At 62.5% G+C, this 21,660-nt stretch carries 24 protein-coding genes and 1 pseudogene; 11 read left to right on the forward strand and 14 right to left on the reverse strand.

What is annotated here, in order from left to right; genetic code table 11:
• Positions 1–189 precede the first annotated feature (189 nt).
• Together LPJGGPFB_RS13960 and LPJGGPFB_RS13965 are read right to left on the reverse strand one after the other, a co-directional pair.
• Positions 190–960 (reverse strand): siderophore-interacting protein, encoded by a 771-nt coding sequence (locus LPJGGPFB_RS13960; protein WP_173420447.1) that lies wholly within the window; start codon positions 958–960, stop codon positions 190–192.
• Positions 961–1,237: 277 nt separating this feature from the next.
• On the reverse strand, positions 1,238–2,467 hold the full coding sequence (locus LPJGGPFB_RS13965) for an aminotransferase-like domain-containing protein (RefSeq protein ID WP_173420448.1): 1,230 nt from the start codon (positions 2,465–2,467) through the stop codon (positions 1,238–1,240).
• A 346-nt stretch (positions 2,468–2,813) separates the two neighbouring features.
• On the opposite strand from LPJGGPFB_RS13965, the pseudogene LPJGGPFB_RS13970 reads away from it, so the two are divergent.
• Positions 2,814–4,442, forward strand: a pseudogene (locus LPJGGPFB_RS13970) (arylsulfatase).
• Between the two features lie 60 nt (positions 4,443–4,502).
• On the opposite strand, the gene LPJGGPFB_RS13975 reads toward LPJGGPFB_RS13970, so the two are convergent.
• Entirely contained in the window at positions 4,503–5,135 is a 633-nt protein-coding gene (locus LPJGGPFB_RS13975; RefSeq protein ID WP_173420449.1) for a glutathione S-transferase family protein, read from the reverse strand.
• A gap of 460 nt (positions 5,136–5,595) precedes the next feature.
• Here LPJGGPFB_RS13975 and LPJGGPFB_RS13980 point away from each other — a divergent pair, with 460 nt between their 5' ends.
• On the forward strand, positions 5,596–6,207 hold the full coding sequence (locus tag LPJGGPFB_RS13980) for a class I SAM-dependent DNA methyltransferase (protein WP_345791027.1): 612 nt from the start codon (positions 5,596–5,598) through the stop codon (positions 6,205–6,207).
• 807 nt (positions 6,208–7,014) lie between these two features.
• On the opposite strand, the gene LPJGGPFB_RS13985 is transcribed toward LPJGGPFB_RS13980, so the two are convergent.
• The 5 genes from LPJGGPFB_RS13985 to LPJGGPFB_RS14005 form a co-directional block, all read right to left on the reverse strand.
• On the reverse strand, positions 7,015–7,413 hold the full coding sequence (locus LPJGGPFB_RS13985; protein ID WP_173420450.1) for a hypothetical protein: 399 nt from the start codon (positions 7,411–7,413) through the stop codon (positions 7,015–7,017).
• 109 nt (positions 7,414–7,522) lie between these two features.
• Entirely contained in the window at positions 7,523–7,834 is a 312-nt protein-coding gene (locus LPJGGPFB_RS13990; protein WP_173420451.1) for a hypothetical protein, read from the reverse strand.
• Positions 7,835–8,020: 186 nt separating this feature from the next.
• The gene (locus LPJGGPFB_RS13995; protein ID WP_427858242.1) at positions 8,021–8,680 is read right to left on the reverse strand and encodes a L,D-transpeptidase; all 660 of its coding nucleotides are present in this window, start codon (positions 8,678–8,680) and stop codon (positions 8,021–8,023) included.
• A 32-nt stretch (positions 8,681–8,712) separates the two neighbouring features.
• Positions 8,713–9,642 (reverse strand): ABC transporter substrate-binding protein, encoded by a 930-nt coding sequence (locus tag LPJGGPFB_RS14000; RefSeq protein WP_210264488.1) that lies wholly within the window; start codon positions 9,640–9,642, stop codon positions 8,713–8,715.
• 311 nt (positions 9,643–9,953) lie between these two features.
• A complete protein-coding gene (locus tag LPJGGPFB_RS14005; protein WP_173420454.1) occupies positions 9,954–10,478 on the reverse strand; it encodes a metal-dependent hydrolase in 525 nt (174 codons plus the stop codon).
• Between the two features lie 242 nt (positions 10,479–10,720).
• Here LPJGGPFB_RS14005 and LPJGGPFB_RS14010 point away from each other — a divergent pair, with 242 nt between their 5' ends.
• The 6 genes from LPJGGPFB_RS14010 to LPJGGPFB_RS14035 all read left to right on the forward strand — a co-directional run bounded on the left by LPJGGPFB_RS14010 (position 10,721) and on the right by LPJGGPFB_RS14035 (position 12,741).
• Positions 10,721–10,924 carry a cold-shock protein gene (locus LPJGGPFB_RS14010; RefSeq protein ID WP_210264394.1) on the forward strand — a complete coding sequence of 68 codons (204 nt, stop codon included), beginning with the start codon at positions 10,721–10,723 and terminating at the stop codon, positions 10,922–10,924.
• A 70-nt stretch (positions 10,925–10,994) separates the two neighbouring features.
• A complete protein-coding gene (locus tag LPJGGPFB_RS14015; RefSeq protein WP_077504932.1) occupies positions 10,995–11,282 on the forward strand; it encodes a hypothetical protein in 288 nt (95 codons plus the stop codon).
• A 13-nt stretch (positions 11,283–11,295) separates the two neighbouring features.
• Positions 11,296–11,511 carry a hypothetical protein gene (locus tag LPJGGPFB_RS14020; protein WP_173420456.1) on the forward strand — a complete coding sequence of 72 codons (216 nt, stop codon included), beginning with the start codon at positions 11,296–11,298 and terminating at the stop codon, positions 11,509–11,511.
• Positions 11,512–11,603: 92 nt separating this feature from the next.
• Positions 11,604–11,828, forward strand: coding sequence for a hypothetical protein (locus LPJGGPFB_RS14025; protein ID WP_173420457.1), 225 nt, complete (start codon positions 11,604–11,606; stop codon positions 11,826–11,828).
• 21 nt (positions 11,829–11,849) lie between these two features.
• A complete protein-coding gene (locus LPJGGPFB_RS14030; protein ID WP_173420458.1) occupies positions 11,850–12,083 on the forward strand; it encodes a hypothetical protein in 234 nt (77 codons plus the stop codon).
• 259 nt (positions 12,084–12,342) lie between these two features.
• Entirely contained in the window at positions 12,343–12,741 is a 399-nt protein-coding gene (locus tag LPJGGPFB_RS14035) for a hypothetical protein (protein WP_173420459.1), read from the forward strand.
• A 250-nt stretch (positions 12,742–12,991) separates the two neighbouring features.
• Here LPJGGPFB_RS14035 and LPJGGPFB_RS14040 read toward each other — a convergent pair whose 3' ends face one another.
• On the reverse strand, positions 12,992–13,201 hold the full coding sequence (locus tag LPJGGPFB_RS14040; protein ID WP_025427573.1) for a cold-shock protein: 210 nt from the start codon (positions 13,199–13,201) through the stop codon (positions 12,992–12,994).
• A gap of 435 nt (positions 13,202–13,636) precedes the next feature.
• Between LPJGGPFB_RS14040 and blaOXA the strand changes: the two genes are divergently transcribed.
• Entirely contained in the window at positions 13,637–14,443 is an 807-nt protein-coding gene (gene blaOXA / locus LPJGGPFB_RS14045) for a class D beta-lactamase (RefSeq protein ID WP_173420460.1), read from the forward strand.
• 2 nt (positions 14,444–14,445) lie between these two features.
• Here the strand turns inward: blaOXA and LPJGGPFB_RS14050 are convergent, their stop codons facing one another.
• Together LPJGGPFB_RS14050 and LPJGGPFB_RS14055 are read right to left on the reverse strand one after the other, a co-directional pair.
• On the reverse strand, positions 14,446–14,742 hold the full coding sequence (locus LPJGGPFB_RS14050; RefSeq protein ID WP_209790815.1) for a hypothetical protein: 297 nt from the start codon (positions 14,740–14,742) through the stop codon (positions 14,446–14,448).
• Positions 14,743–15,151: 409 nt separating this feature from the next.
• Positions 15,152–15,508, reverse strand: coding sequence for a winged helix-turn-helix transcriptional regulator (locus tag LPJGGPFB_RS14055; protein ID WP_173420461.1), 357 nt, complete (start codon positions 15,506–15,508; stop codon positions 15,152–15,154).
• Between the two features lie 204 nt (positions 15,509–15,712).
• Here LPJGGPFB_RS14055 and LPJGGPFB_RS14060 point away from each other — a divergent pair, with 204 nt between their 5' ends.
• A complete protein-coding gene (locus tag LPJGGPFB_RS14060; RefSeq protein ID WP_173420462.1) occupies positions 15,713–16,594 on the forward strand; it encodes an NAD(P)-dependent oxidoreductase in 882 nt (293 codons plus the stop codon).
• Positions 16,595–16,756: 162 nt separating this feature from the next.
• Here LPJGGPFB_RS14060 and LPJGGPFB_RS14065 read toward each other — a convergent pair whose 3' ends face one another.
• The 3 genes from LPJGGPFB_RS14065 to LPJGGPFB_RS14075 all read right to left on the reverse strand — a co-directional run bounded on the left by LPJGGPFB_RS14065 (position 16,757) and on the right by LPJGGPFB_RS14075 (position 19,297).
• Positions 16,757–17,083 carry a hypothetical protein gene (locus tag LPJGGPFB_RS14065; protein WP_173420463.1) on the reverse strand — a complete coding sequence of 109 codons (327 nt, stop codon included), beginning with the start codon at positions 17,081–17,083 and terminating at the stop codon, positions 16,757–16,759.
• 265 nt (positions 17,084–17,348) lie between these two features.
• Entirely contained in the window at positions 17,349–18,386 is a 1,038-nt protein-coding gene (locus LPJGGPFB_RS14070) for an MBL fold metallo-hydrolase (RefSeq protein ID WP_173420464.1), read from the reverse strand.
• 251 nt (positions 18,387–18,637) lie between these two features.
• Positions 18,638–19,297 carry a peroxiredoxin gene (locus LPJGGPFB_RS14075; RefSeq protein ID WP_173420465.1) on the reverse strand — a complete coding sequence of 220 codons (660 nt, stop codon included), beginning with the start codon at positions 19,295–19,297 and terminating at the stop codon, positions 18,638–18,640.
• Positions 19,298–19,722: 425 nt separating this feature from the next.
• Between LPJGGPFB_RS14075 and LPJGGPFB_RS14080 the strand changes: the two genes are divergently transcribed.
• On the forward strand, positions 19,723–21,525 hold the full coding sequence (locus tag LPJGGPFB_RS14080) for an adenylate/guanylate cyclase domain-containing protein (protein WP_173420466.1): 1,803 nt from the start codon (positions 19,723–19,725) through the stop codon (positions 21,523–21,525).
• Positions 21,526–21,660 lie beyond the last annotated feature (135 nt).

The following is a 21,660-nucleotide window of genomic DNA, read 5'->3' on the forward strand; positions in this document are numbered from 1 at the left end:
ATCCGGCGCCTGGAACTTCAAGCGCTGTTTAACGATCTACAGGGACCACCTGTCCTTCAATGATCGATCCTGACGATCGCCGGTCGAACGGACGAATTTCCGCCCCGCAACCCGGGATCTGCAGGCCTGGCCGCCGGCAATGGCGGTGGCGCGCCCTGCGGAGCGCCGGCCACCATGCCGCAACACTGGCTATTCGAACTTCTCGGTGCTGTCCGCCTTACCCTTCACCCAATATCCCGATGCCTTGATCCAGGAGAGCGGGTAACCGCGCTCCTCGGTCAGATGCGCGCGGATCGCCCGCGTCACCGAGGCTTCGGCCGCGACCCAGACGAAGGTGTTGGGCTCGATGACGACGGAGCGCAGGACGGCGAGGAGCGCTGAAGCGTCGGTTGCCTGATGCAGCGGGCGATAGGCCCAATGGCATCTGAGCTCGGCCTTCGTCTCGAAAGCCTGTTGTTCGGCAGGATCGGCGATCGCGGCAATGCTGGTGATGCGAGCGCCTGCGCCAATCTCCTCGATCCGTCGACCGATCGCCGGCAGTGCCGTTTCATCGCCGATCAGGAGCCAGCGCTCGACATTGGAAACGACGGCCGAACCGCGGGGCCCGCCAATGTTCAAGGCGTCGCCCGGGCGTGCATTCATCGCCCACTGCGTGATCGGCCCGGCCTCGTGCAAGGCGAAATCGATCACCAGAGTGCGGGCGGCCGTATCATAACGACGTGGCGTATAGTCCCGCCGTTCCTCGGTGCCATCGGCTGAAGGCACGATGATCTTGACGTGATCATCGGCCCCAAGGCTGACGAAATCGGCAAGGTCCTCGCCCGAAAGCGTGATGCGCAGCATGCCGGGCGTGATGCGCTCGGCCTCGGTGACCACAAGCGAACGTCGCTTGAGATCGTGGCGCACGCGCTCGATCTTCGGCGCTGTTGCATTGTGGGAAGGAGTCTGGGTCGTGTCCATCGGTATCCTTTTGAGGCTCGTCGATGTCGATCCGCAGGACACAGTCGCGCAGACCGAAGCCGCTTGAGCCGTTCGATCATACGCGTTGAGTGACGTTAACGCTTACGTGACCGGACAGCGCCCGGCCATTTCGACCGTTGTAGCGGAGATGGCGCGCCGGTGCAACGCGCCGCGAGAGCGCATCGTGGCTGCGACGACCGAGCCGCAACATTGCGAAACGAAAAAGGCGCGCCCGCTTGAGCGGACGCGCCTTTGACGAAAAGCAGGATGGTCGCGATCAGGCCGCCAGCGCCAACGCTTCCCCGCGGACGAGATCGCCGAGACGGCGAATGCCCTCTTCGATCATCTTGTCGTTGGCGCAGGAGAACGAGAGGCGCAGCGTGTTCTCACCGGAACTATCGGCAAAGAAGGCACGGCCGGGCACGAAGGCGACCTTGGCGGTCTCCAGCGATTTGGCCAGAAGTGCCGTGCCGTCCATGCCCTTCGGCAGCGTCACCCAGACGAACATGCCGCCTTCGGGCTTGGTCCAGGTCACGCCATCGGGCATGTACTTCTCAAGGGCCGCCAGCATGGCGCTGCGGCGATGCTTGTAGACCCGGTGGATCTTGGCGACCTGGGCATCGAAGCCACGCTCGGCAACCGTGCAGATCGCCATCTGGTTGATGGTCGAGGAATGCAGATCGGCCGCCTGCTTGAGGAGCACGAGCTTTTTGATCACCGTTTCCGAGGCGCAGACCCAGCCTACGCGCAGGCCCGGAGCCAGCGTCTTGGAGAACGAGCCGCAATAGACGGTGCGGGTGTTGTTGATGTCACCCTTACGGGCGATTTCCAGCGCCAGGATCGGCGGGATCGCCTCGCCGTCGTAGCGCAGCGACTGGTAGGCCGCGTCTTCGATGACGGCGATATCAAGCTCTTCGGCAAGATCGAGCACGCGCTCGCGCCCTGCCAGGTCCACCGTCTCGCCGGTCGGGTTCGAGAAATCGGCCGAGAGATAGGCGAACTTGACGCGGCCGCCGGCGGCTTTCGCGGCTTCCGCATAGGTCGCAGGCGTGCGGTTTCCGCCCGGGTTCAGCTGGTCGTAGTGCGGTTCATAGGCGTTGAACGCCTGCAGCGCGCCGAGATAGGTCGGCCAGGTCACCAGCGCCGTGTCGTTGGGCGACAGGAACAGCTTGCCGATATAGTCGAGGCCCTGCTGCGAGCCGGAGGTGATGAAGATGTTGTCGACACCGGCCGGAATGCCGATCTTTTCCATCTGCTTGGCAAGCCATTCGCGCAGCGGCTTGTAGCCTTCGCTGACGGAGTACTGCAAGGCAGCGCTTACGGCCGGGCCGGAGAAGATCTCCGCATAGGCGTCCTTGAACTCCACGTCGGGAAACAGCTCGGGATCGGGAATACCGCCGGCAAACGAGATGATGTCGGGGCGGTCGAGCAGTTTCAACAGTTCGCGGATCTCCGAGGCGCGCATCCGGCTGGAGCGCGTCGCGAATATGTGGTCCCAGTCGAGCATTGGGTCGTTTCCTCAAGGATTTTTGCAGCGGGCAGCGCCATAGGGCTCGCGTTCCGCATTCATTGTCTTTGTCCTTCGACAGGATCACGACGGCTAATTTATGTCAATGTTGTTGACCTAAATCACGCGATTTTCTAGCTGCGCCGCCCCTCACCCAGCGTCATGCAATCAACGTTGCGTCAACCCCGTGCGACCTCCGGTATCCCGGCGCTTACGCGTCGTCGGGCGACGTCCGCGTAACCGTTACAAACTTGTCCATCGCCAAAACAGGGCGCAGGCTCCCCCGTCAATCGTCTGCATATGACCGGACGCATTCTCGATCACTCAACGATAGGAGGATTACGCCATGAGTACGCATCAGGGAGACGACGACCAATCCGCGAACGGGCATCCGTCGGGGGTCAGCCGGCGAGACCTTCTGCTTGCCGGCAGCGCGCTTGCGGCAGCAGCGCTGACCACGTCGGGTGGAGCGACGCCGGCAAGCGCGCAGCAATCCACGTCGGCCGCGGCCAGTGGCGCCAAGCCGAACATCCTCATGATCATGGGCGACGATATCGGCTGGTTCAACCCGAGCATCTACCACCGCGGCATGATGGGCTATCGCACGCCCAACATCGACCGCATCGGCAACGAGGGCGCGATGTTCACCGACTGATACGGGGAGCAGAGCTGCACCGCCGGCCGCGCCGCCTTCATCACCGGCCAGTCGCCGATCCGCACCGGCCTCACCAAGGTCGGCCTGCCCGGCGCCGATGTCGGCCTGCAACCGGAGGACCCGACGGTCGCCGAACTGCTGAAAGCGCAAGGCTACGCCACCGGCCAGTTCGGCAAGAACCATCTCGGCGACAAGGACGAGTTCCTGCCCACCAATCACGGCTTCGACGAGTTCTTCGGCAATCTCTACCATCTCAACGCGGAGGAAGAGCCCGAGAACCCGGATTATCCCAAGAGCCCGGAATTTCGCAAACGCTTCGGCCCGCGCGGCGTCATCCACTCCTATGCCGACGGCCGGATCGAAGACACGGGAGCGCTGACCAGGAAGCGCATGGAAACGATCGACGAGGAATTCCTGGCCGCTGCGCTCGATTTCATCGATCGCCAGCACAATGCCCAGAAGCCCTGGTTCTGCTACTTCAATTCCACCCGCATGCACGTCAACACCCACCTCAAGCCGGAATCGGAGGGGAAGACCGGCAAGGGCGTCTATTCCGATGGCATGGTCGAGCATGACGGCATGGTCGGCCAACTGCTGAAGAAGCTCGACGATCTCGGTCTCGTCGAAAACACCATCGTCGTCTACACCACCGACAACGGTGCCGAGGTGATGACCTGGCCGGATGGCGGCAACACCCCGTTCCGCGGCGAGAAAGCCACCAACTGGGAAGGCGGCTACCGCGTGCCAACCTGCATCCGCTGGCCTGGCGTCATCAAGCCGAACACCATCTACAACGACATCGCCTCGCACTACGACTTCATCCCGACCTTCTGCGCGGCTGCCGGCGAGCCGGATATCGTCGAGAAATGCAAGGCCGGCTATCAGGCCGGCGCCAAGACCTTCAAGGTGCATCTCGATGGCTACAACCTCGTCCCCTATTTCAAGGGCGAGGTGAACGACGCTCCACGTCGCGAGTTCCTCTACTGGAACGACGACGGCGAGCTGGTCTCCGTCCGCTTCCAGGATTGGAAGGTGGTGTTCAAGGCACAGGAAAGCACCGGCATCGGCGTCTGGCGCGACGCCTTCACCACCCTGCGCGCGCCCAAGCTCTTCAACCTGCGCGCCGACCCCTTCGAGCGTGGCGATGAATCGATCGAGTACGAGAAGTGGTTCTTCGACAGGGCCTTCGTGGTCGTGCCATCGCAGGCGATCGTTGCGAAATGGCTGACAAGCTTCCAGGACTTCCCGATCCGCCAGAAGCCTGCGAGCTTCAACCTCGACGACGTCATGGCCAAACTGTCCGGGTCCGGCAGCAAATAGGTGTTGAACACAAGGTCCGGGCCTCAGGCCTGGGCCTTATGCCCTTCCGAGCACCACTGATCAGTCGGTGGCCTCGAGGCTTGCAAGAGCGTCGGCGATCCGCGGCGGCGCCTTGGGCCGCGCATACATTCGCTCAAGATAGGCCTTGAGATTGGGGCAGCTGTCGATCAGCCCGACCTCGTTGCCCCAGTCGATGACATAGACGGTGACGCAATCGGCGATGCTGATCCGATCGCCGACGACAAAAGTACGTCCATCCATGTGGCGCTCGAGCACCTGTGCCATCGCCGCAAACTCCTCCCGGGCAAGCGCGATGTCCTCGGGCAGCCGCTTGTCTTCGGGATACAAAAAGCTGTGCTTGGAGATCCGCCATAGCGGCTGCTCCAGTTCGGTGACGGCAAACAGCGACCAGCGATAGGCCTGCGCCCGCTCAGTCAGGTCGGCGGGCATCAGCCCCTTGGCGGCGTATTTCTCCGCCAGATACATCACGATCGCCGCGGATTCCGTCAGCACCATATCTCCATCGACGAGGACCGGAACCTTTCCGGCGGGGTTGAGGCGCAGGAAATCCGGGTGGCGGTTCTCGCCACCCAGCAAGTTGACGGGTATGAACTCGAAGTCCGCATCAAGTTCCTGAAGCGCCCAAAGTGCGCGAAGCGAGCGTGTCGGGCCCAATCCATAGAGTTTCATCATCTTGGCCTTCCTTCGTTTCGGTGGGTTTGCAGCGTCGCCAGGCGATCGAACGGCGGCCCTGAATGGCTGATGTGATCCTTGCGAACATGTCCGGCATCGAACTTTACATCCGTCCTGGGTGTTTCGATATCTTTCGCCAAGCCATGAGGGCGGATTCGGATTCCCAGAGTTCCTGAAGAACGTGCGGAAAAGGCTGGCCCGCCAGTTCGTCGCAAAAATCTGCGGACCGCTTGCGCGTTCCGCCGTCTATTCGCGCTGCACGGCGAGACGCGTTGCCGATCGCGGCACCGCAGAAATGCGCCGTTCGGCTGAAGCCGGAACGGGCGCAACATTGGCGCAATCGCACGGCCGCATATCAGCCGCTCGGGTGGAGCATTTCCAGGAAACGTGCGAAGCGGTTTTCCCTAGGCAAATGCGCAAACACGCTTGAATGATGCAGCCACGCCAGAGGGAATACCAGGTGACGACAGCCAGCAACGACACCATAACCTTTTACCGCGACAATGCCGAGAGCTACGCAGCGCGCGACCGCAAGCCTCCGGCCGATCGCCTCGGTGCCTTCATCGCCCGGCTGGCGCCCGGCGGCGCCGTGCTCGACCTCGGTTGCGGCGGCGGTCACGACAGCCAGCATCTGATCGAGGCCGGCCTTGACGTCACGCCCTGCGACGGCTCCGCGGAACTGGCGCACGCCGCGGAACAAAGGATCGGGCGCAAGGTCGAGGTCGTCACCTTCCAGGAGATCGTGTGGGACCAGAGGTTCGACGGCATCTGGGCCGAAGCCTCGCTGCTGCATGTGCCGCGAACCGAACTGCCCGACGTGCTGGTGCGCGTTCTCAGGGCCCTGCGCCCGGGCGGCCTGATCCAGGCGAGCTTCAAGGCGGGCGAACGGGAAGGCCACGACCGCTTCGGCCGTTACTTCAACTATCCCTCGGCCGCCTGGCTGCAGACCTGCTTCGAATGGGCGGGATGGTCTGACATCACGATCGAAGAGGCAGATGGCGGCGGCTACGACAACGAGCCGACCCGCTGGCTGCATGTCAGCGCGACCCGGAGCCATGCACCCGCACGGTAGCGGCCAGTTGCAAGCAGCGGCGCGGCTCGCGTTCCGCCCGCTCTTCAGGCAGCGAAAACCGGACTGGCGCCTAATCGCCGTTCCGAAGACGGTATAGGCAAAGCTTCGCTCCCCGGCCGCCAGATCTGCGTACCGTGTCAGGCTTCGCGGCTGAAATAACTCAGGATCAGAAGCGTGCAAATCGCGGCAACGATCAACGCGTCGAAAAGTGCAAAGTGCTCAAAGAATGAGAGCATGGCATTTCCTCCTCTCAACTAAACCTATGAGAGCACATAATTCTCCAAGTTGAAAGTTCAATTCACAGATATACTAAATTCTGACAAAAACACGCCCACAATACTATTGCATCGCAGCATCAATATTTCCGCACCGCACAACATGAATTGCACTCGCGTCTGCCGGCCGTACCTGCGAGACCGCTCTTCGAGCCGGCGCTCTGCAGGTGGCGTCAACTCCCCCGCACCATTGCCGCGCCACACAGTCGGTTTTGTCTCCTTCTTGAGGCATTCGGCCATCGGCAAAGGGAAATACGCCGTTTCCGGACCAAGCCTTGATCGGCGATTGGCGCCGCTACCGGAAGATGCAGATATTAGACTTTTCGTATAAACAAATGCCCATCGGGTGGGCCCGATTTCCGGGGGAGTTCAGTCTCGGTGACTGACTAGGCCCGGCCGCATCCAACGATAGCGCCCCTTCCTGCCAGCAAAACCTGTGAGAGCATGTTTTGGCGCCCATAATCAGGCATCGGAGAAAGGCTATACTCCGCCGAACGTCAAAAATGTCGCGTTCAAACTGCAGATTGCCGGACTATTCATGCCACTGATCGCCCTGTCTCTGGAACCCGCCCGCGAATGCGTAGCCGCTCCGTATTCGGGCGCTCAACGTGGAAGCGTCAATCCACGCGTGGATTTCGCCTGTCATGGGGCCAAGGAAGACTATTTCCGAAAGGGCGGCGACCTTGTGCAACGCGGACATTTCGGGCCAACCCATGGCGATATCGTGATGACCGATCCAGGCGGCGGGGTTGCTGTAGTCGATGACCCCACGTGCCGTACCCTCCGACGCGTTCACGAAAAACCTGTAGGAAAGGACGCCGGGATCGCCTTCGGCTTTCACCCTCCTCGCCAGCGCGTCGATCGCTCGCGCAAAGTGATCGGGCGGAGCTTTCAACTCATACAAGTTCAGGATGGTGAGGCGTTCCTTCATCGTGAGTGCCTCTCGAGTCCGAGATCAAAATACCCGCTTCACAGGGAATGCGGCATCGGCCCCGCGGCAATGCCTGCCCGTTGGCGAAGGTCTTTCAGTGACGTGCTAGTCAGGCGGCCGGCTGGACCGATTTGACGCTGCCGTTGCTGTCGACGATGCAGTTGAACTTGCGTCCGCCGGCGTCGAGATCGACGCTGTAGGAGGCTGCATCCAGCTGGCGCGAGCTAGTCGGCAGAACCTTGCTGCTGTCGACCTGGGCGGTGCCCGCGGCCGCATTGGCGCAGATCAACTGCAGATCGGCCGGTGCCGTCTGCAGGCTCGTGCGCGCCATCTCCTCAGGCTTTGGTGGTGACGACGACTGGCAGCCACCGAGAAAGGCAAGGCCGATGCCCGCCGCCAAAATCCAGCTTTTTGAACGCATTATCCCCTCGCTCACCAAGAATTATCCCCTTGTGGATCCAGTCGCTCCCGGACTGGCCGTCCCCTGCCCCGATCGGTCGGCGATGCCTCCTCAACCATGCGCACCTGATACGCCCCGCAGAATGCACCGGACGGGATATGCCTCCCGGACGCGCGCCCTGCCCGTTCGCCTGTCCGGATCCCTTCTTCAAACACCCTTGTAGAGTGCGGCCCCCTGCATCAGCACGATCACCTTTGCACCCACCTCGACCCGCGAATGCAGGTCGGTGACGTCGTCATTGTTCAGGCGGATGCAGCCGGACGACACGTCGAGCCCGATCGTCCACGGCTCCACCGTTCCGTGGATGCGGTAGATCGTGTCCTGGTCGCCCTCGTAGAGGTAGAGCGCGCGGGCGCCGAGCGGGTTGTCCGGGCCGCCGGGCATGCCTGCTGCCCATTTCGCCGCGTTCGCATCGCGGGCCACCATTTCGGGCGGCGGCGTCCAGGTCGGCCACTCGGCCGTGCGCCCGACGCGCACGATGCCGGCCCAGCCGAACCCCTCGCGCCCGACGCCGATGCCGTAGCGGATCGCCTGCCCGCCGGGCTGGACCAGGTAGAGAAAGTGCTGGTTGCCGTCGATGATGATCGTGCCCGGCTTTTCCGCCGTGCGGAACGGCACCACCTGCCGGCGAAAGGCCTCGGGCAGCTGGTTGTTGCGGGCATAATATTGCCGGGCTTTCTTCTTGTCGTAATTGACCCATTTCTTGGTTCTGGCGTCGTAGATCTGGGTCTGCGCCAGCGCTGCCGGCGGCCCGAAGCACAGGCCCGCGGCCAGCATCACCAGCCCAAGCTTGCGCGTCCGGGTCATGAAGGAGGAGCCTCTTCGATCCGCTGTCGTCTTCATGGTTTCGCCCACCCGTCGATGCGTGCCGCGTTGTCATCAACCCATTTCTTGGCAAAGTCGGCCGGCGCCTGACGCTCGACCTCCAGCGCGTAGCTCATCTTCGTCACTTCTTCCGGCGAGAAATCCACCTGATCCAGGAACTTGGCGATCTCGGGATGTTTCTTGCCGAAGCCCGTGGCGTAGGCGATCTGGAAATGCGCCGCGTCCCAGGAGGTCGCCGCCGTCGACTTGCTGATCCACAAGGGGTCGTCGGCACCGACGATCTTCCACTTGGCCGGATCGTGCGGTGGTTCCTCGATCCGGGCGATCTTGTGCAGTTCAAAGACGTGGTGCGGCGCATAGCAGTAAAACACCATCGGCCGCGCGGTCGCAATCGCCGCATCGACACCCGCCATTGCCACCTCTTCCTCCGCCTCGAACAGCGTCAGGTTGGCGCTGTAGCCGTAGCTGTTGGCCCGGGTCCGCTCGATGCCGGTGGAAAGCCAGGTCGGTGCGCCGATCCACAGCTCACCCTTGCCGTCGCCGTCCGTGTCGAGGATCTTGGTCTTCTCGGGGTCGCTGAGATCGGCGATCGTCTTTATCGTCGCGGCCGCCTCCGGCGTGGCGCAGAGACCCTGCCAGGCCGGCACGCTGCGCGCGCCGAGCGTCGCGACACCCTTTTCGGTCACATATTTCTTGACGATGTCGCCGAAATTCGGCTGCCAGACTTCGGGCTGGATATCGACGTCACCGGTCTCGAAGCCGACGAAGGCGTTGAGCGTGCCCAGTTCCTTCACCTCCGCATCGAGGCCGAATTTCTTGGCGATACTGACCTTGAGAATGTTGGCCGTCGCCTGGCCGGACGGCCAGTTGGGCATGGCGATCACCAGATCCGCCGCCGCAGCGGGAGCAGCGGACCCCAGCAGCAGCGCCAGGCAGGCCGACATGCAGAACTCGATACGTCTCTTCACAGTCCCCTCCGAGCAGCTTGACCGATCGACTTGAATGACTTGCGAATGCGCATGAAATGCTGTGCGGGTCGCGGGCAATGCCCGCACCCTATGGAATGCAACTGTTCCCGTGGCCGGGCCGCTTTCCGGCCCCGGCAGCGTTTTCCGCCGCCCTGTCTTCTTTGGCCGGCAGGATGCCTACAGGATCGACGTCCGTCAACGCCCGGCTACACCGGACGTTGAAAGGACCGTGATTTTTTCGATCAGCCGGCAGTTGTCCCCAGAACCGGCAAGCTCAGGCCCACCGGCTATTGGGTCGCCGGCACTGCCACCGTCCGTCCGCGCCAGCGCCGCCAGTCGAGCGTAGCGGCGACGGTGGCCAGAAGCACGATCAGCAGCTCGGCCACGAAAGTCCAATGGAAGAGGAAGTTGAGATACCAGGGTTTGTAGAGCGCCGGAACGTGCACGAGGTTCACGCGCAGATCCGAAAACGGATAGAGCCAGCGGATATCGGCGGCGATGGAATCCATCAGCAGATGCAACAGCACGTTCGCCAGGCCCACGCCGACGAGGATAAGTTGATTGCGTCTGCCACTCATCGTCAGCGTCAGCGCCAGAACCGCTGCGACAACCAGCCAGAAAAGCGGCGTGTGCGTCCAGTAGTCATGGTGCGGCGTCTGCCGGCCGTCGATCAGGTAGAAATAGGCGAGATCGAAATCAGGCAAAACCGAGCAGATGATCCCTGTCGCAAGGATCGAGCCGGATTGCGCCGGCCGCCCGTGCGCGATGAAACGGCTGAGCAGATAGCCAGCCGGCAAATGAGCAATGAACACCAACGGTCTCCCGAAGAGTAGGGGAATCGCATAACGCGAACAGGAGCGAGATTGCAACTCATTCGGCCAAATTCGTGACGACCTTGCGTTAGGCGCAATTAAGGCTCACAGTGTTTCATCGACATTGGCCAGCTTGGCTTTTCGCGGCGTCAGAGGCTTTCGACCCGCCATTTTCCCCATTTTCGACCGTTGAAGTGTGCGCGCCGCGCATGCTCGGCATTCCTCGAACGCCGTGTGCTGACATGATCATAGGTACGATCATGCGTTTCGACTTCAACCGCGGATACGGCTTTGTCCAGCCGGAAAACGGTGGTCGCGCAATCTACGTCGACGCGCGGGCGCTTTATAAATCTGGCATCAAATCGATCTTTCCGGGCCAGACTTTCCGCTTCGAAATATGGAAAGACGAAAAGGGGCGCATCGCCGCCCGCAACCTACGGCTATGACGCAGTCGACAACGAACCCGACCGCCATGACCGCAACGCCGAACACGTTCCGGCGTCGGAAGGAGACGTCATGTTCAGCCGAACCAAGCACCGCACCGTCCACTTCAGCGAACCCTTCCAGTTGCCCGAAGTCGAAGGAATGCTCGCGGCCGGAGACTATGAGGTGGATGATGACGAGGAGCTGATCGAAGGCATTTCGTGGCTCGCCTACCATCGCGTCGCCACGTTTATCAAGGTGCCGGCGACGACGGACAATCAGCAGTGCATGCGCATGGTCGCGATCGCGCCGGACGAGCTCGACCGCATCATCGCTGTCGACCGCGCCAAACATGCCTTCGCCCCGCCATCCAAGCCCTGAAGGACAAGAACCAATGCCCGCACATCGCTTCACCGTTGGCTTGTCGGTCCGCCTCAGGGATCGCAGCCATATCCCGCCGAATGCGGCGGAAACCTACCGCATCACCGCCATCATGCCCGTTCGCGACAGCCAGCCCCAGTATCGCATCCGCAACGACGAGCTTGGCCAGGACCGCGTCAGCAAAGAGGAAAACCTCGAACCGATCGAGTGGGGCATGCCCCGGCACTAAAGCATGTCGCGCAAAAGTGTGCCGCGGTTTGCGATAACGACATGCGTAAAAACAGGAACTTGAAGCGCAGCAAGCGAACCCTCGAGATCGCGATGCGCTCCAGCAAAGGAACCGCCATGACCTACTACGGAAAACTGAAGCAACTGCTCCAATGGAGGGGCACGCCGGCAATTGCCGCCAACAGCAAACCGATCACCCGAAAGACATCCGCCCGAAAGCCGAAATCCCTGTCGGACGGCGAGCAGAAAGGTGTCAACGAAAGCGCCGTCAAATTGCGGCGCGGCCGCGAGACCCTGGAGCGACATCGCCTCTTATGAAAGGCAACAGCAGGATTTGACATGAGCAAGAACCACGAACAGCAAACCCACACGCTCCTGGGCTGGCAGGCTCAGGGCGGTCCGCCGCGCCTGAGCGGCGATCTCTATCAGTTCGGCCGACGCGTCGAAGCGGATGGATCCTGGACGATCTATCACGTCTTCACGGGCACGCCGGCGCATATCGGCTCCTGGACCATGACCGGCCTCAACCGCCGCAACGCGGAAAAGGCACTGGCGATCCTGAACACGCATTGAGCCGCAATACGCCTGGACGAAGCCGGGTGCCCTCTGCCCCGCAGCGCCGTGCGTGTCGTCAGACGCACGAAGGTCGCGCTGTAACCACGTCGAATCGCTTCAGCTTTTGGCCATCAACCGGGTACGTCCTCAGGAAACGGGCATTCGCGTCGACGCCCGTCGAAATCCAGTCTGCCACTTCGGACGCGCCCGGCCTCCCCCTTGGGCTGCGCGGTCCAGCGCCAATATTTTCGTGCCGTCCCGCAACCGGAGAAGATCCATGCGTCGCGTTCTATGGGCCCTCGCCCTGGTGCTGTCGGCAACGTCACCAGCCCTTGCCGCCTGCAACGACGATCTGCTGACAATCTCGATGTGGTCGATAAAACCGCTCGACAGCCATATGAACGAGCTGTCCTTTACCGTTCGCTCCAGCGCTGGAAAAGGCATTCGCATGGTCGATGCGCAACTGGGCTTCACCGACGCGCTGGGCGCGACGATCGGCCCGCTGGAGCTTGACAGGGACATCGCCATTCCCGCCGGCGGCACCTTTACCGGCAAGCGCGTCTGGGGACCCTTCACGATCGAGCGGCTGCTGAAGATCAATGCCGACGACATCACCGCCTACACCTGTGTGCGCGCAGTCATTTATGACGACGGCTCGAAAGAAACATTCGACTAAAGCATGTCGCGCAAAAGTGTGCCGCGGTTTTGCGATAACGACATGCGCAAGAACAAGAACTTAAAGCGCGCCAAGCGAATCTGAAAGATCGCAACGTGCTTTAGGCACTCCCAGGGAGAACCGCCAAGCTGTTCTCCGACAGGAAAAGCGCGCAAAGAAAAAGGCCGGGAAATCCCGACCTTCTCAATATCGTCTCAATGGCCAATGCCAGTACATCCGTGGTCAAAGACCAGAGACGAAATATCGGTGATTACGCAGCAGACAGGTTGTCGGCAGCGCTCTTGCCCGAACGTGCATCGCGAACGATGTCGAAACGGACCTTCTGGCCTTCGACGAGCGAGCTCATGCCGGCGCGTTCAACAGCAGAAGCGTGCACGAAAACGTCGGTTGCGCCGTCGTCCGGAGCGATGAAGCCAAAACCCTTGGTGGTGTTGAAGAACTTTACGGTTCCAGTATTCATAAGAATTTCCTTTCAATCAAAAAGTTCGCCGCCCGGATTTGCGCCGGACACGGCAGTAAGATCGATTTTGATAGGAAAGGTCAGCTTGAACGCCGGTCGGCGAGAAAACAAAGCTCAGCAAGCAAGATCGATGGCGGTTCCTTTACAGGCACATTGTGTTCTTAGCAAGGAGCGATATCGACTATGGAAATACGTTCGCCGCTTGTGCAGCATTTCGACGTCACAATTTGCATGCAGGTCCACTCCCGATGGCCGCGCCTGCCTCGGCTCCCCGCGGGATCACGCCAGCGCGGTCCGCGTTGCAGCAGGCGCCTCTGGCCTCACTGTAATCAAGGCCAAATTTTTCTCATGCCTCGCCCCAAAAATCGCCCTTTGTCGCTGCGAAGGATCCGCTGCTATCTGCCGGCCGAAACTGCAACGCAAAGGAAAACATCCATGAACCTTCGCCTCATTACCGCCGGCATGCTGTTGGCGGGATCCACGATCACAACGGCCGAGGCTCGCACGATCTGCACCCTGATGGTCGATGCGGGGGGCGAAGGCACCGTGCTGCAAGAGGGCGATTGCGACAGCCGCGTTACCCCGGCATCGACGTTCAAGGTAGCGCTCAGCCTGATGGGCTACGACAGCGGCTATCTCAAGGACGAGCACGAGCCGACGCTCGCCTTCCGCGAGGGCTATGTGGATTGGGGCGGCGACAACTGGAAACAGCCGACCGATGCGCTCCGCTGGATGAAATATTCCGTCGTGTGGTTTTCCCAGCAGATGACGAAGTCGCTCGGCGAGAAGGCTTTGCACGACTACGCCACGAAATTCGGCTACGGCAACGCCGACTTTTCCGGCGATCCCGGCAAGAACAACGGGCTTGAGCGCGCCTGGATCGCCTCGTCGCTGAAGATCTCGCCGCGCGAACAGGTCGCCTTCCTGGAAAAGCTCGTCAACCGCCGGCTTCCTGTGAGCGCCCATGCCACGGACATGACGCTGAAGGTGGTGGAAGAGCGCCAGATCCCCGGCGGCTGGACCGTGCATGGCAAGACCGGCGCCGCCTTCCCGCGCCGGGCCGACGGCAGCTTCGACTACGCGCGCGGCTGGGGCTGGTTCGTCGGCTGGGCACAGAAGGACGACAGAACCCTGGTCTTTGCCCGCCTGATACAGGACGAGAAGACGGAGCCCGGCACCCCTGGCGTGCGTGCCCGCGATGCCTTCCTCGGTGAACTTCCGGCGCTGCTTGCCGCCAGATAGGCCTACTTGATGGTGCAGATACCGTTGGCGCCGCCCTTGCCGGTATAGGAAACGGCAGGCGAGCCATCCGGGTTGATGCTGAGCGAAATCGTCACGCCGGCACCCTTGGCCTCGAAGTAGTTGTCGTTGAACTTCTTCAGCTTGCCTTCCTTGCCATTGATGTAGATCGGCCCGCCCTCGTCTGCGTGAACCTCGATATTGCCAGGGCAGGTGGCATTGACCAGCGGAATGCCGGCAAAGGCGGGCGCGGCCAGAGCGAATGCAGCAATGGTGGCGCCGGCACGCAGACTTATCTTCATGACACTCTCCTCAAGGACCGTAATCGACAGAGCCGGGCCAGAGTCCGGGGACTTGGGGCCAAGCGGCCGGATCGTGACAGGATCGGGATGGGTGTCAAGCAAGCGGCGACCGGCCGGACGGCGGTGGGACGCTTTGGCCCAAACGAGAAAAGACCCGCCGCGGTCAGCACGCGGCGGGTCTTTGCAGATGCGGATCACCAACGGGGAGGCTCGCTGGGATCACGTGAACCGCCTGACTGGGAGGCTATCAGATGGTTCGCATTGCTCTTGGCAAAGGTCATTGCCTTGCATGTCATGGATACTAGCCCACGCCCGAGGCGACAGGTGTTCCCAAGGTAACAGCCCATGAAACACGTCGAAGGCGGCAGGTGGCAGCCCCCCTTTTTCGCTCGACCGCGGGGCCCGAGCCTCAAGCCACCACGGGATCGGCAGCGGCGGTCGATGGGCGGACGGCATCCCGTCGGGCCGCCTCCCCCCACCGGCACAAAGCGGCGGCCGCCACGTTCAGCGCCGCGCCACGCTCCGTCAGCGAGTAGACGACCTTGGCGGGCTGCTCGGCATAGACAGTGCGGTCGACAAGCCCGTCCGCCTCCAGTTCGCGCAGCTGCTGGGCCAGCATCTTTTCGCTGATCGCCGGTATCGACTGGCGAAGGCGGCCGAACCGCCGCGCCGCGCGCCCGAGCTCGCAGAGAATATCGACCTTCCACTTGCCTTCGATCGCCTTGAGTGCGGCGGCAAAGCCGCAATTTTCCATTGTCGGGTTCACGATATTCTCCTTGACCGCCCAGCAAACACGTCTCCGCGGCCAAGGGACTTACCCTTCGGGGATAAGCACTTACCCCTGGGGGTAAGCACTTACCCCGGCGTAACCACTTACCACCCGGTGCGTATTGTGCGCCCCATCCGCCACCATACCTCTGGCCCGCGACGGCAAAAAAGCGCGTCGCGCCAATGGATATGGAGATTTGCAATGAAGCCTTCAATCAGTGTCTTGGGAACCGGGCGCATGGGATCGGCGCTGGCGCTCGCCCTGCTCGACGCCGGGTATCGCACCACGGTCTGGAACAGGACAACGGCGAAAGCCGAGCCGCTCGGCGCACGCGGCGCCACTGTCGTGCCATCCGTCCGGCAAGCGATCGACGCGGCCGAGATCGTCATCGTCAATGTCAGCGATTACGGTGCGACGTCAGCCTTGCTGCGTGCAGGCGACGTCGCGCCCGGTTTGCGCGGCAAGCTGATCGTCGAGCTGACGTCCGGGACGCCTGAGGGCGCGCGCGAGGCCAGCCGGTGGTCAGAAGCCCAAGGTGCCCGCTACATCGACGGCGCAATCCTCGCGACGCCCGACTTCATCGGCACCGACGCGGGCACGATCCTGCTCTCGGGCGCGCCTGAACCCTTCGCCGAGAACGCGGATGTCTTTCGCGCACTCGGCGGCAACGTCCAGCACATCGGCACCGAGCCGGGGCTCGCCAATGCGCTCGACAGCGCCGTGCTGGCGCTGATGTGGGGCGCGCTGTTCGGCGGGCTGCACGCCATCGCCGTCAGCAGGGCCGAAGGCATCGACCTTGGCGAGCTTGGCCGGCAATGGACAGCGACCGCCCCCGTCGTTCAAGGGCTGGTCGCCGACCTGATCAAGCGTACCCATGCCGGGCGGTTTGAAAGCGACGCCGAAACACTTTCGTCGATCTCGCCGCACTACGGCGCCTTCCGTCATCTCAAGGATCTGATGGTGGCGCGGGCAATCGACCGGAGCGTCGTCGATGGTTATGAGCGTGTCTTCCAGCGGGCCATTGCGGCCGGCCATCTGCATGACGACTTTGCAGCCCTCTCCCAGTTCACGGGAGAGACGTAACGCCGGTTTCGACGGAGCCTACGGACCTTTTCGGTCTGCAAGGGCTCCGTCGGCCGTGAGCTAAAGCATTTCCAGGAAAAGTGCGGAGCGGTTTTCCGTCAGGAAATGCTCAAAAACAGAGACATAGAGCGTTTCTGTGTTTCCGTCTAAATCGGAAACGCTCTAGCCCGCGGTCGCAACCGCCTCCGAGACGATGCCCTTCGACACCACGCAGCGCCACGGCACGTTCTTCGGCCCGACGCCGACCATCACCACCGTGCTCGCCCCTGATGGTTGCGAGCTCAACGCGGTGACCGTGCTTTTTGCTTGCCGGCCAACCATGGCAAGGCACGCCATCTCGTCGGTCTTGTCGCCGGCCCCAGTTGCTTCCGTGCTCGCTTGGGCTGCCACCGGTTCCGGCGCTGCCTGTTCGAGCGCCTCCGTCTTGGAGCAGGCGGCCAGTGCCCCTGCGACCAGCGCCACGGAAATAATCGTCAAAACCCTGTGCATCGTGCCATTGTCCTCCTGTTTGGCGCGAAACCGAAACCCGGAGCAACGCCGCGTCGGCACTGCCCCGACGGTCAGTGGCGGCACGCGACAACGCAAAGCGGCCGGCGCATCGCCCCCTCAGGTCGATCCGCCGGTCTTGCCGCCAAGCTTGTCTCTTGCCCCACCCCTTCCGGCTCCTGCACGATGTCTTAAATCGGTTCCCATTCAAGGAAAAGATGATGCAGCAAGCTTGAGACGTTATACCAAGTCGTTTGCGCGTTACGCCTTAGCGCGCCAGCGGCCCATGCGCCTTTTTCCAGGCATCGATGCCGCCTTCGATATGGCAGGCACTGATCAGTCCGGCAGCTTGCGCCGCCTCGACCGCCATCGCCGAGCGTTCGCCGAAGGCGCAGTAGAAGACGATGCGCTTGCCGGTCGCAAGCGCCAGTTCTTGCAGCATGCCGCCGGCGCCGATGTTTTCCCGCAGCTCCGGATAGGGCGCATGCAGCGCGCCGGGAATGGCGCCATGTTTTTCGCGCTCCGCCTTTTCGCGCAGGTCGACGATCGCCACGTCCGCACGGCCGCTCAGCGCCATGGCTTCGACGGCCGAAACCGCCCAGCCCTTGGCAGCGATCTCGTCCTGGTGCAGACCGACATGGATGTTGGCCGGCACCGCCACATCCATCATCTTCGGGTTCGGCAGGTTGAGATTGTTCATCAGGTCAACATATTCGTCGACCGATCCGACCTTCAGGCGCGGATTGAAGCGCTTTTCCTCGCCGATGGTCGAGACCGTGTCGCCCTTGTAGTCGTGGGCCGGATAGACCAGCGTGTCGTCGGGCAGCTTCAACAGCTTGTTGAAGATCGAATCATATTGCTGGCGCGGATCGCCGTTCTGGAAATCCGTGCGGCCGGTGCCGCGGATCAAAAGCGTGTCGCCGGTAAACACCCGCCCACCGGTCAGAAACGAATAGCTGTCGTCCGTATGGCCGGGCGTGTAGAGCACGTCGAGGCTCAGGCCCTCGATCGAAACGCGGTCGCCCTCGGCCACCCGCATGGAAACCACGTCGGCGGCGGTCTGTTCGCCCATGACGGTGATGCAATGGGTACGGTCGCGCAGCGCCCCGAGCCCGGTGATGTGATCGGCATGCAGGTGGGTGTCCACCGCCTTGACCAGCTTCAGGTCGAGCTCGCGCACCAGCTGCAGGTAGCGGTCGACCTTTTCCAGAACCGGGTCGATGATCAGCGCCTCCCCACCCTGTCGGCTGGCAATCAGGTAGGTGTAGGTGCCGGATGTGCTGTCGAAGAGTTGACGAAAGATCATCGGCTTGCCCCTTGCACGAACCTGCGGCATCCCGCGGGGAAAATTTCACCCGCTGGATGCCGCAAGCCTTGAAGAACGTCTGCACAATGCGCCTGAAACCGGCTCCGATTTGAGGCACGGCACCCGAGAGCGCGCAGCGCTTTCGGGGCAACGGCATGCGAAAACCGGGAACCTGAACCACGGCGCATGAACGCGTTCTCGTGCAACCTGCTTCAGGCGGTATGCGGTGGCGCGGTGAGTCGCACCAACACTTATTTCGGCTGCGGCACGATCCGGATATAGGGTTTCGGCGCGCGCCAGCCTTCCGGATACTTCTGCTTGGCTTCCTCGTCGCTGACCGAGCCGGCGATGATCACGTCCTCGCCGTTCTTCCAGTTCACCGGTGTTGCCACCTTGTGCTTGGCCGTGAGCTGCAGCGAATCGATCACCCGCAGCACCTCGTCGAAGTTGCGGCCGGTGGTCATCGGATAGATCAGGATCAGCTTGACCTTCTTGTCCGGCCCGACGACGAAGACGTTGCGCACGGTCTGGTTATCGGCGGCGGTGCGCTGCGTCGGGTCGCCCGATACCGGCGCCGGCAGCATGCCGTAGAGCTTGGAAACGTTGTAGTCGACGTCGGCGATCATCGGGAAGTTCGGCTCTGCTCCTTGCGTTTCCGCGATGTCGCTGACCCAGCCGGCATGGCGGTCGAGCGGATCGACGGAAAGTCCGATGATCTTGACCCCACGCCGGTCGAATTCGGGCTTGATCTTGGCCATGTAGCCGAGCTCGGTGGTGCAGACCGGCGTGAAATCCTTCGGGTGCGAGAACAAGACGGCCCAGGAATCGCCGATCCAGTCATGGAACTGGATCTTGCCTTCCGTGGTTTCCGCCTGGAAATCCGGTGCGATGTCGTTGATTGCAAGTGTCACGATAAACCCCATCATTTGAATAGGCTGACTTCCGCCATACACGGCACGAAGTGTGCCACTTTTGATGCGATAGGCAACTTCTAAAGAAGAGGTAGAGACGAGAGGCGGTCGCCCCGCCGCTGTGGTAATCTGGTGTCAGACCGACCTGCGCTGAAATTGACCGATTGCGTGGAACCCTGTGCGGCCATCGGGCGAAGAGCGGACCTCAGAGCGATGCCTTGGCTCCGGCTGGGAATTGCGAAGCTGCCGGTGGCCGACAACTGATCACCCGAAGGGCCGGGCGATTTTGGCCTCCCGATCGCGTCGACAGTCCCTGAGCGAACGAGCGCGGGTGCCTTTGCGGTTCTGTCCTTGCCGAAAACCGAAACCGCTCCGGCGCAAGAGGTCGATATCAGCGGGTCGGCATGCGGTCGGAGCTGCTGTCCATGAGCGATACGCGAAAAATTGCGGCCATCCTCGTCGCCGACGTTGTCGGCTACAGCCGGCTGGCCGGTGCCGACGAAGAGCGTATCCTGGCGCGGCTGCGCACGCTGCGCAGCGACCTGATCGATCCCACCATCGCCGTCTATAACGGCCGCATCGTCAAGCGCACCGGCGATGGCAGCCTGATCGAGTTTCGCAGCGTCGTCGATGCGGTGCGCTGCGCCATCGAGGTCCAGAGCGCGATGCTCGAGCGCAATGCCGGCGTGCCGGAGGACCGGCGCATCGAGTTCCGCATCGGCATTCACCTTGGCGATGTCGTCGAGGAAAGCGATGGAGACCTGATGGGCGACGGCGTCAACATCGCCTCGCGGCTTGAGGGTATAGCCCGCCCCGGCGCCATCTGCCTTTCCGAGGATGCCTACCGCCAGGTGAAGGCGCGCCTCGACCTCGCAGCGACCGACCTCGGCGCCACGCAACTGAAGAACATCGTCGAGCCGATCCGCATCTACGCGCTGGAGATCGGCGTTGCCCATGCGGCCGATGGCCGGGCGCAGGCCCCGTCACCGCCCCCCTCACAGGCAAGCACGCCGCCGCAGCCGCCGAGCCCTTACCACCTGCCCGAAAAACCCTCCATCGCCGTTCTCGCCTTCGACAACATGAGCGGCGACGGCGAGCAGACGTATTTTTCAGACGGCATCAGCGAGGACATCATCACCGACCTCTCCCGGCTGTCGGAACTGCACGTCATCGCCCGCAACTCGTCGTTCGTCTACAAGAACGCGGCCGTTTCCGTGCCGGAGATCGCCAAGGCGCTCGGCGTGCGCTATGTGCTCGAAGGCAGTGTCCGCAAGGCCGGAAACCGCGTGCGCGTCACCGCGCAGCTGGTCGATGCCAATGACGGCGGCCATGTCTGGGCCAATCGCTTCGACCGCGATCTCACCGACATCTTTGCCGTTCAGGACGAACTGACGCGGGAGATCGTGACTGCGCTGAAAGTTCAACTGACGGGCGGCGACAAGGGCCCACTCGCCGGCGGCCGCCCGGTCGACGTCAAGGCATACGAGCTGCTCTTGCGCGGCCGCGAGCAGGCCTCAGCGCACACGCGTCTCGCCAATGCCGCCGGGCGCAACCTCGCCGAGGCCGCTGTCGCCATCGAACCGGATTATGCCGCCGCCCATGCGCTCATCGCCTTCACCCACGTGCTGGACTATATCAACGACTGGAGCGCTGAGCCCGAGCAGTCGCTGCGCACCGGCCGTGCGCTTGCCGAAAGGGCCGTCGCCATGGCACCGGACCAGCCGGAAGGCCACTGCGCGCTCAGCATCGCCTGCATGTGGATGAGAGAGCTGGACCGGGCGCAGGACGAGGCGCATCTGGGGTTGGCGCTGGCGCCCAATTCGGTGCAGCTCCACATGGCGCTCGCCCATGCACTGATCTTTTCCGGCGACCCGAAGGCCGCACTCGCCGAACTCGACATTTCCATGCGCCTCGATCCGCTCTACCCCGAACTGCTGCTGCAATTCCTCGCCGACGCCCACTTTTCGCTCGGCGCTTACGAAACGGCGATCCTCGCCATCGAGGCGCGGCTGATGCGAAACCCGCAGTCCGAAACCGCCTATGCCCTGCTCGCCTCCTGCCACGGCCACCTCGGCCACCACGAACGAAGCCGCCAGGCATGGACGCGGGCGCTGGACCTCAACCCCAACTTCTCCATCCCCCGCCGCCGCCGCATCCTGCCCTTCCGCAACCCGGAGGATTTCGAACGGCGGGTGGAGGGCTTACGCAAGGCGGGGTTGGTGGAGTGAGGTTCGGGGAGGCGTGGTGTCTGCCAGGCCCATCGCGTCCCTCTTCCACTCAGATGCGCGCAATTGTATAGCAAATGCCACCAGTCGGTCGTCCTGCTCGGCGTCCGCTTTACGCCAATAGGAGACGTGTGCTCT

The sequence above is a fragment of the Ensifer adhaerens genome, assembly GCF_013283195.1.
GTDB classification, from domain to species: domain Bacteria; phylum Pseudomonadota; class Alphaproteobacteria; order Rhizobiales; family Rhizobiaceae; genus Ensifer; species Ensifer adhaerens_G.

Excerpts from the sequence above, each read along its gene's own strand:
- LPJGGPFB_RS13960 (WP_173420447.1), bottom strand. The coding sequence starts at position 960 with ATGGACACGACCCAGACTCCTTCCCACAATGCAACAGCGCCGAAGATC.
- LPJGGPFB_RS13965 (WP_173420448.1), bottom strand. The coding sequence starts at position 2,467 with ATGCTCGACTGGGACCACATATTCGCGACGCGCTCCAGCCGGATGCGC.
- LPJGGPFB_RS13975 (WP_173420449.1), bottom strand. The coding sequence starts at position 5,135 with ATGATGAAACTCTATGGATTGGGCCCGACACGCTCGCTTCGCGCACTT.
- LPJGGPFB_RS13985 (WP_173420450.1), bottom strand. The coding sequence starts at position 7,413 with ATGAAGGAACGCCTCACCATCCTGAACTTGTATGAGTTGAAAGCTCCG.
- LPJGGPFB_RS13990 (WP_173420451.1), bottom strand. The coding sequence starts at position 7,834 with ATGCGTTCAAAAAGCTGGATTTTGGCGGCGGGCATCGGCCTTGCCTTT.
- LPJGGPFB_RS13995 (WP_427858242.1), bottom strand. The coding sequence starts at position 8,680 with ATGACCCGGACGCGCAAGCTTGGGCTGGTGATGCTGGCCGCGGGCCTG.
- LPJGGPFB_RS14000 (WP_210264488.1), bottom strand. The coding sequence starts at position 9,642 with ATGTCGGCCTGCCTGGCGCTGCTGCTGGGGTCCGCTGCTCCCGCTGCG.
- LPJGGPFB_RS14010 (WP_210264394.1), top strand. The coding sequence starts at position 10,721 with ATGATCATAGGTACGATCATGCGTTTCGACTTCAACCGCGGATACGGC.
- LPJGGPFB_RS14015 (WP_077504932.1), top strand. The coding sequence starts at position 10,995 with ATGTTCAGCCGAACCAAGCACCGCACCGTCCACTTCAGCGAACCCTTC.
- LPJGGPFB_RS14020 (WP_173420456.1), top strand. The coding sequence starts at position 11,296 with ATGCCCGCACATCGCTTCACCGTTGGCTTGTCGGTCCGCCTCAGGGAT.
- LPJGGPFB_RS14025 (WP_173420457.1), top strand. The coding sequence starts at position 11,604 with ATGCGCTCCAGCAAAGGAACCGCCATGACCTACTACGGAAAACTGAAG.
- LPJGGPFB_RS14030 (WP_173420458.1), top strand. The coding sequence starts at position 11,850 with ATGAGCAAGAACCACGAACAGCAAACCCACACGCTCCTGGGCTGGCAG.
- LPJGGPFB_RS14035 (WP_173420459.1), top strand. The coding sequence starts at position 12,343 with ATGCGTCGCGTTCTATGGGCCCTCGCCCTGGTGCTGTCGGCAACGTCA.
- LPJGGPFB_RS14040 (WP_025427573.1), bottom strand. The coding sequence starts at position 13,201 with ATGAATACTGGAACCGTAAAGTTCTTCAACACCACCAAGGGTTTTGGC.
- blaOXA (WP_173420460.1), top strand. The coding sequence starts at position 13,637 with ATGAACCTTCGCCTCATTACCGCCGGCATGCTGTTGGCGGGATCCACG.
- LPJGGPFB_RS14050 (WP_209790815.1), bottom strand. The coding sequence starts at position 14,742 with ATGAAGATAAGTCTGCGTGCCGGCGCCACCATTGCTGCATTCGCTCTG.
- LPJGGPFB_RS14060 (WP_173420462.1), top strand. The coding sequence starts at position 15,713 with ATGAAGCCTTCAATCAGTGTCTTGGGAACCGGGCGCATGGGATCGGCG.
- LPJGGPFB_RS14065 (WP_173420463.1), bottom strand. The coding sequence starts at position 17,083 with ATGCACAGGGTTTTGACGATTATTTCCGTGGCGCTGGTCGCAGGGGCA.
- LPJGGPFB_RS14070 (WP_173420464.1), bottom strand. The coding sequence starts at position 18,386 with ATGATCTTTCGTCAACTCTTCGACAGCACATCCGGCACCTACACCTAC.
- LPJGGPFB_RS14080 (WP_173420466.1), top strand. The coding sequence starts at position 19,723 with ATGAGCGATACGCGAAAAATTGCGGCCATCCTCGTCGCCGACGTTGTC.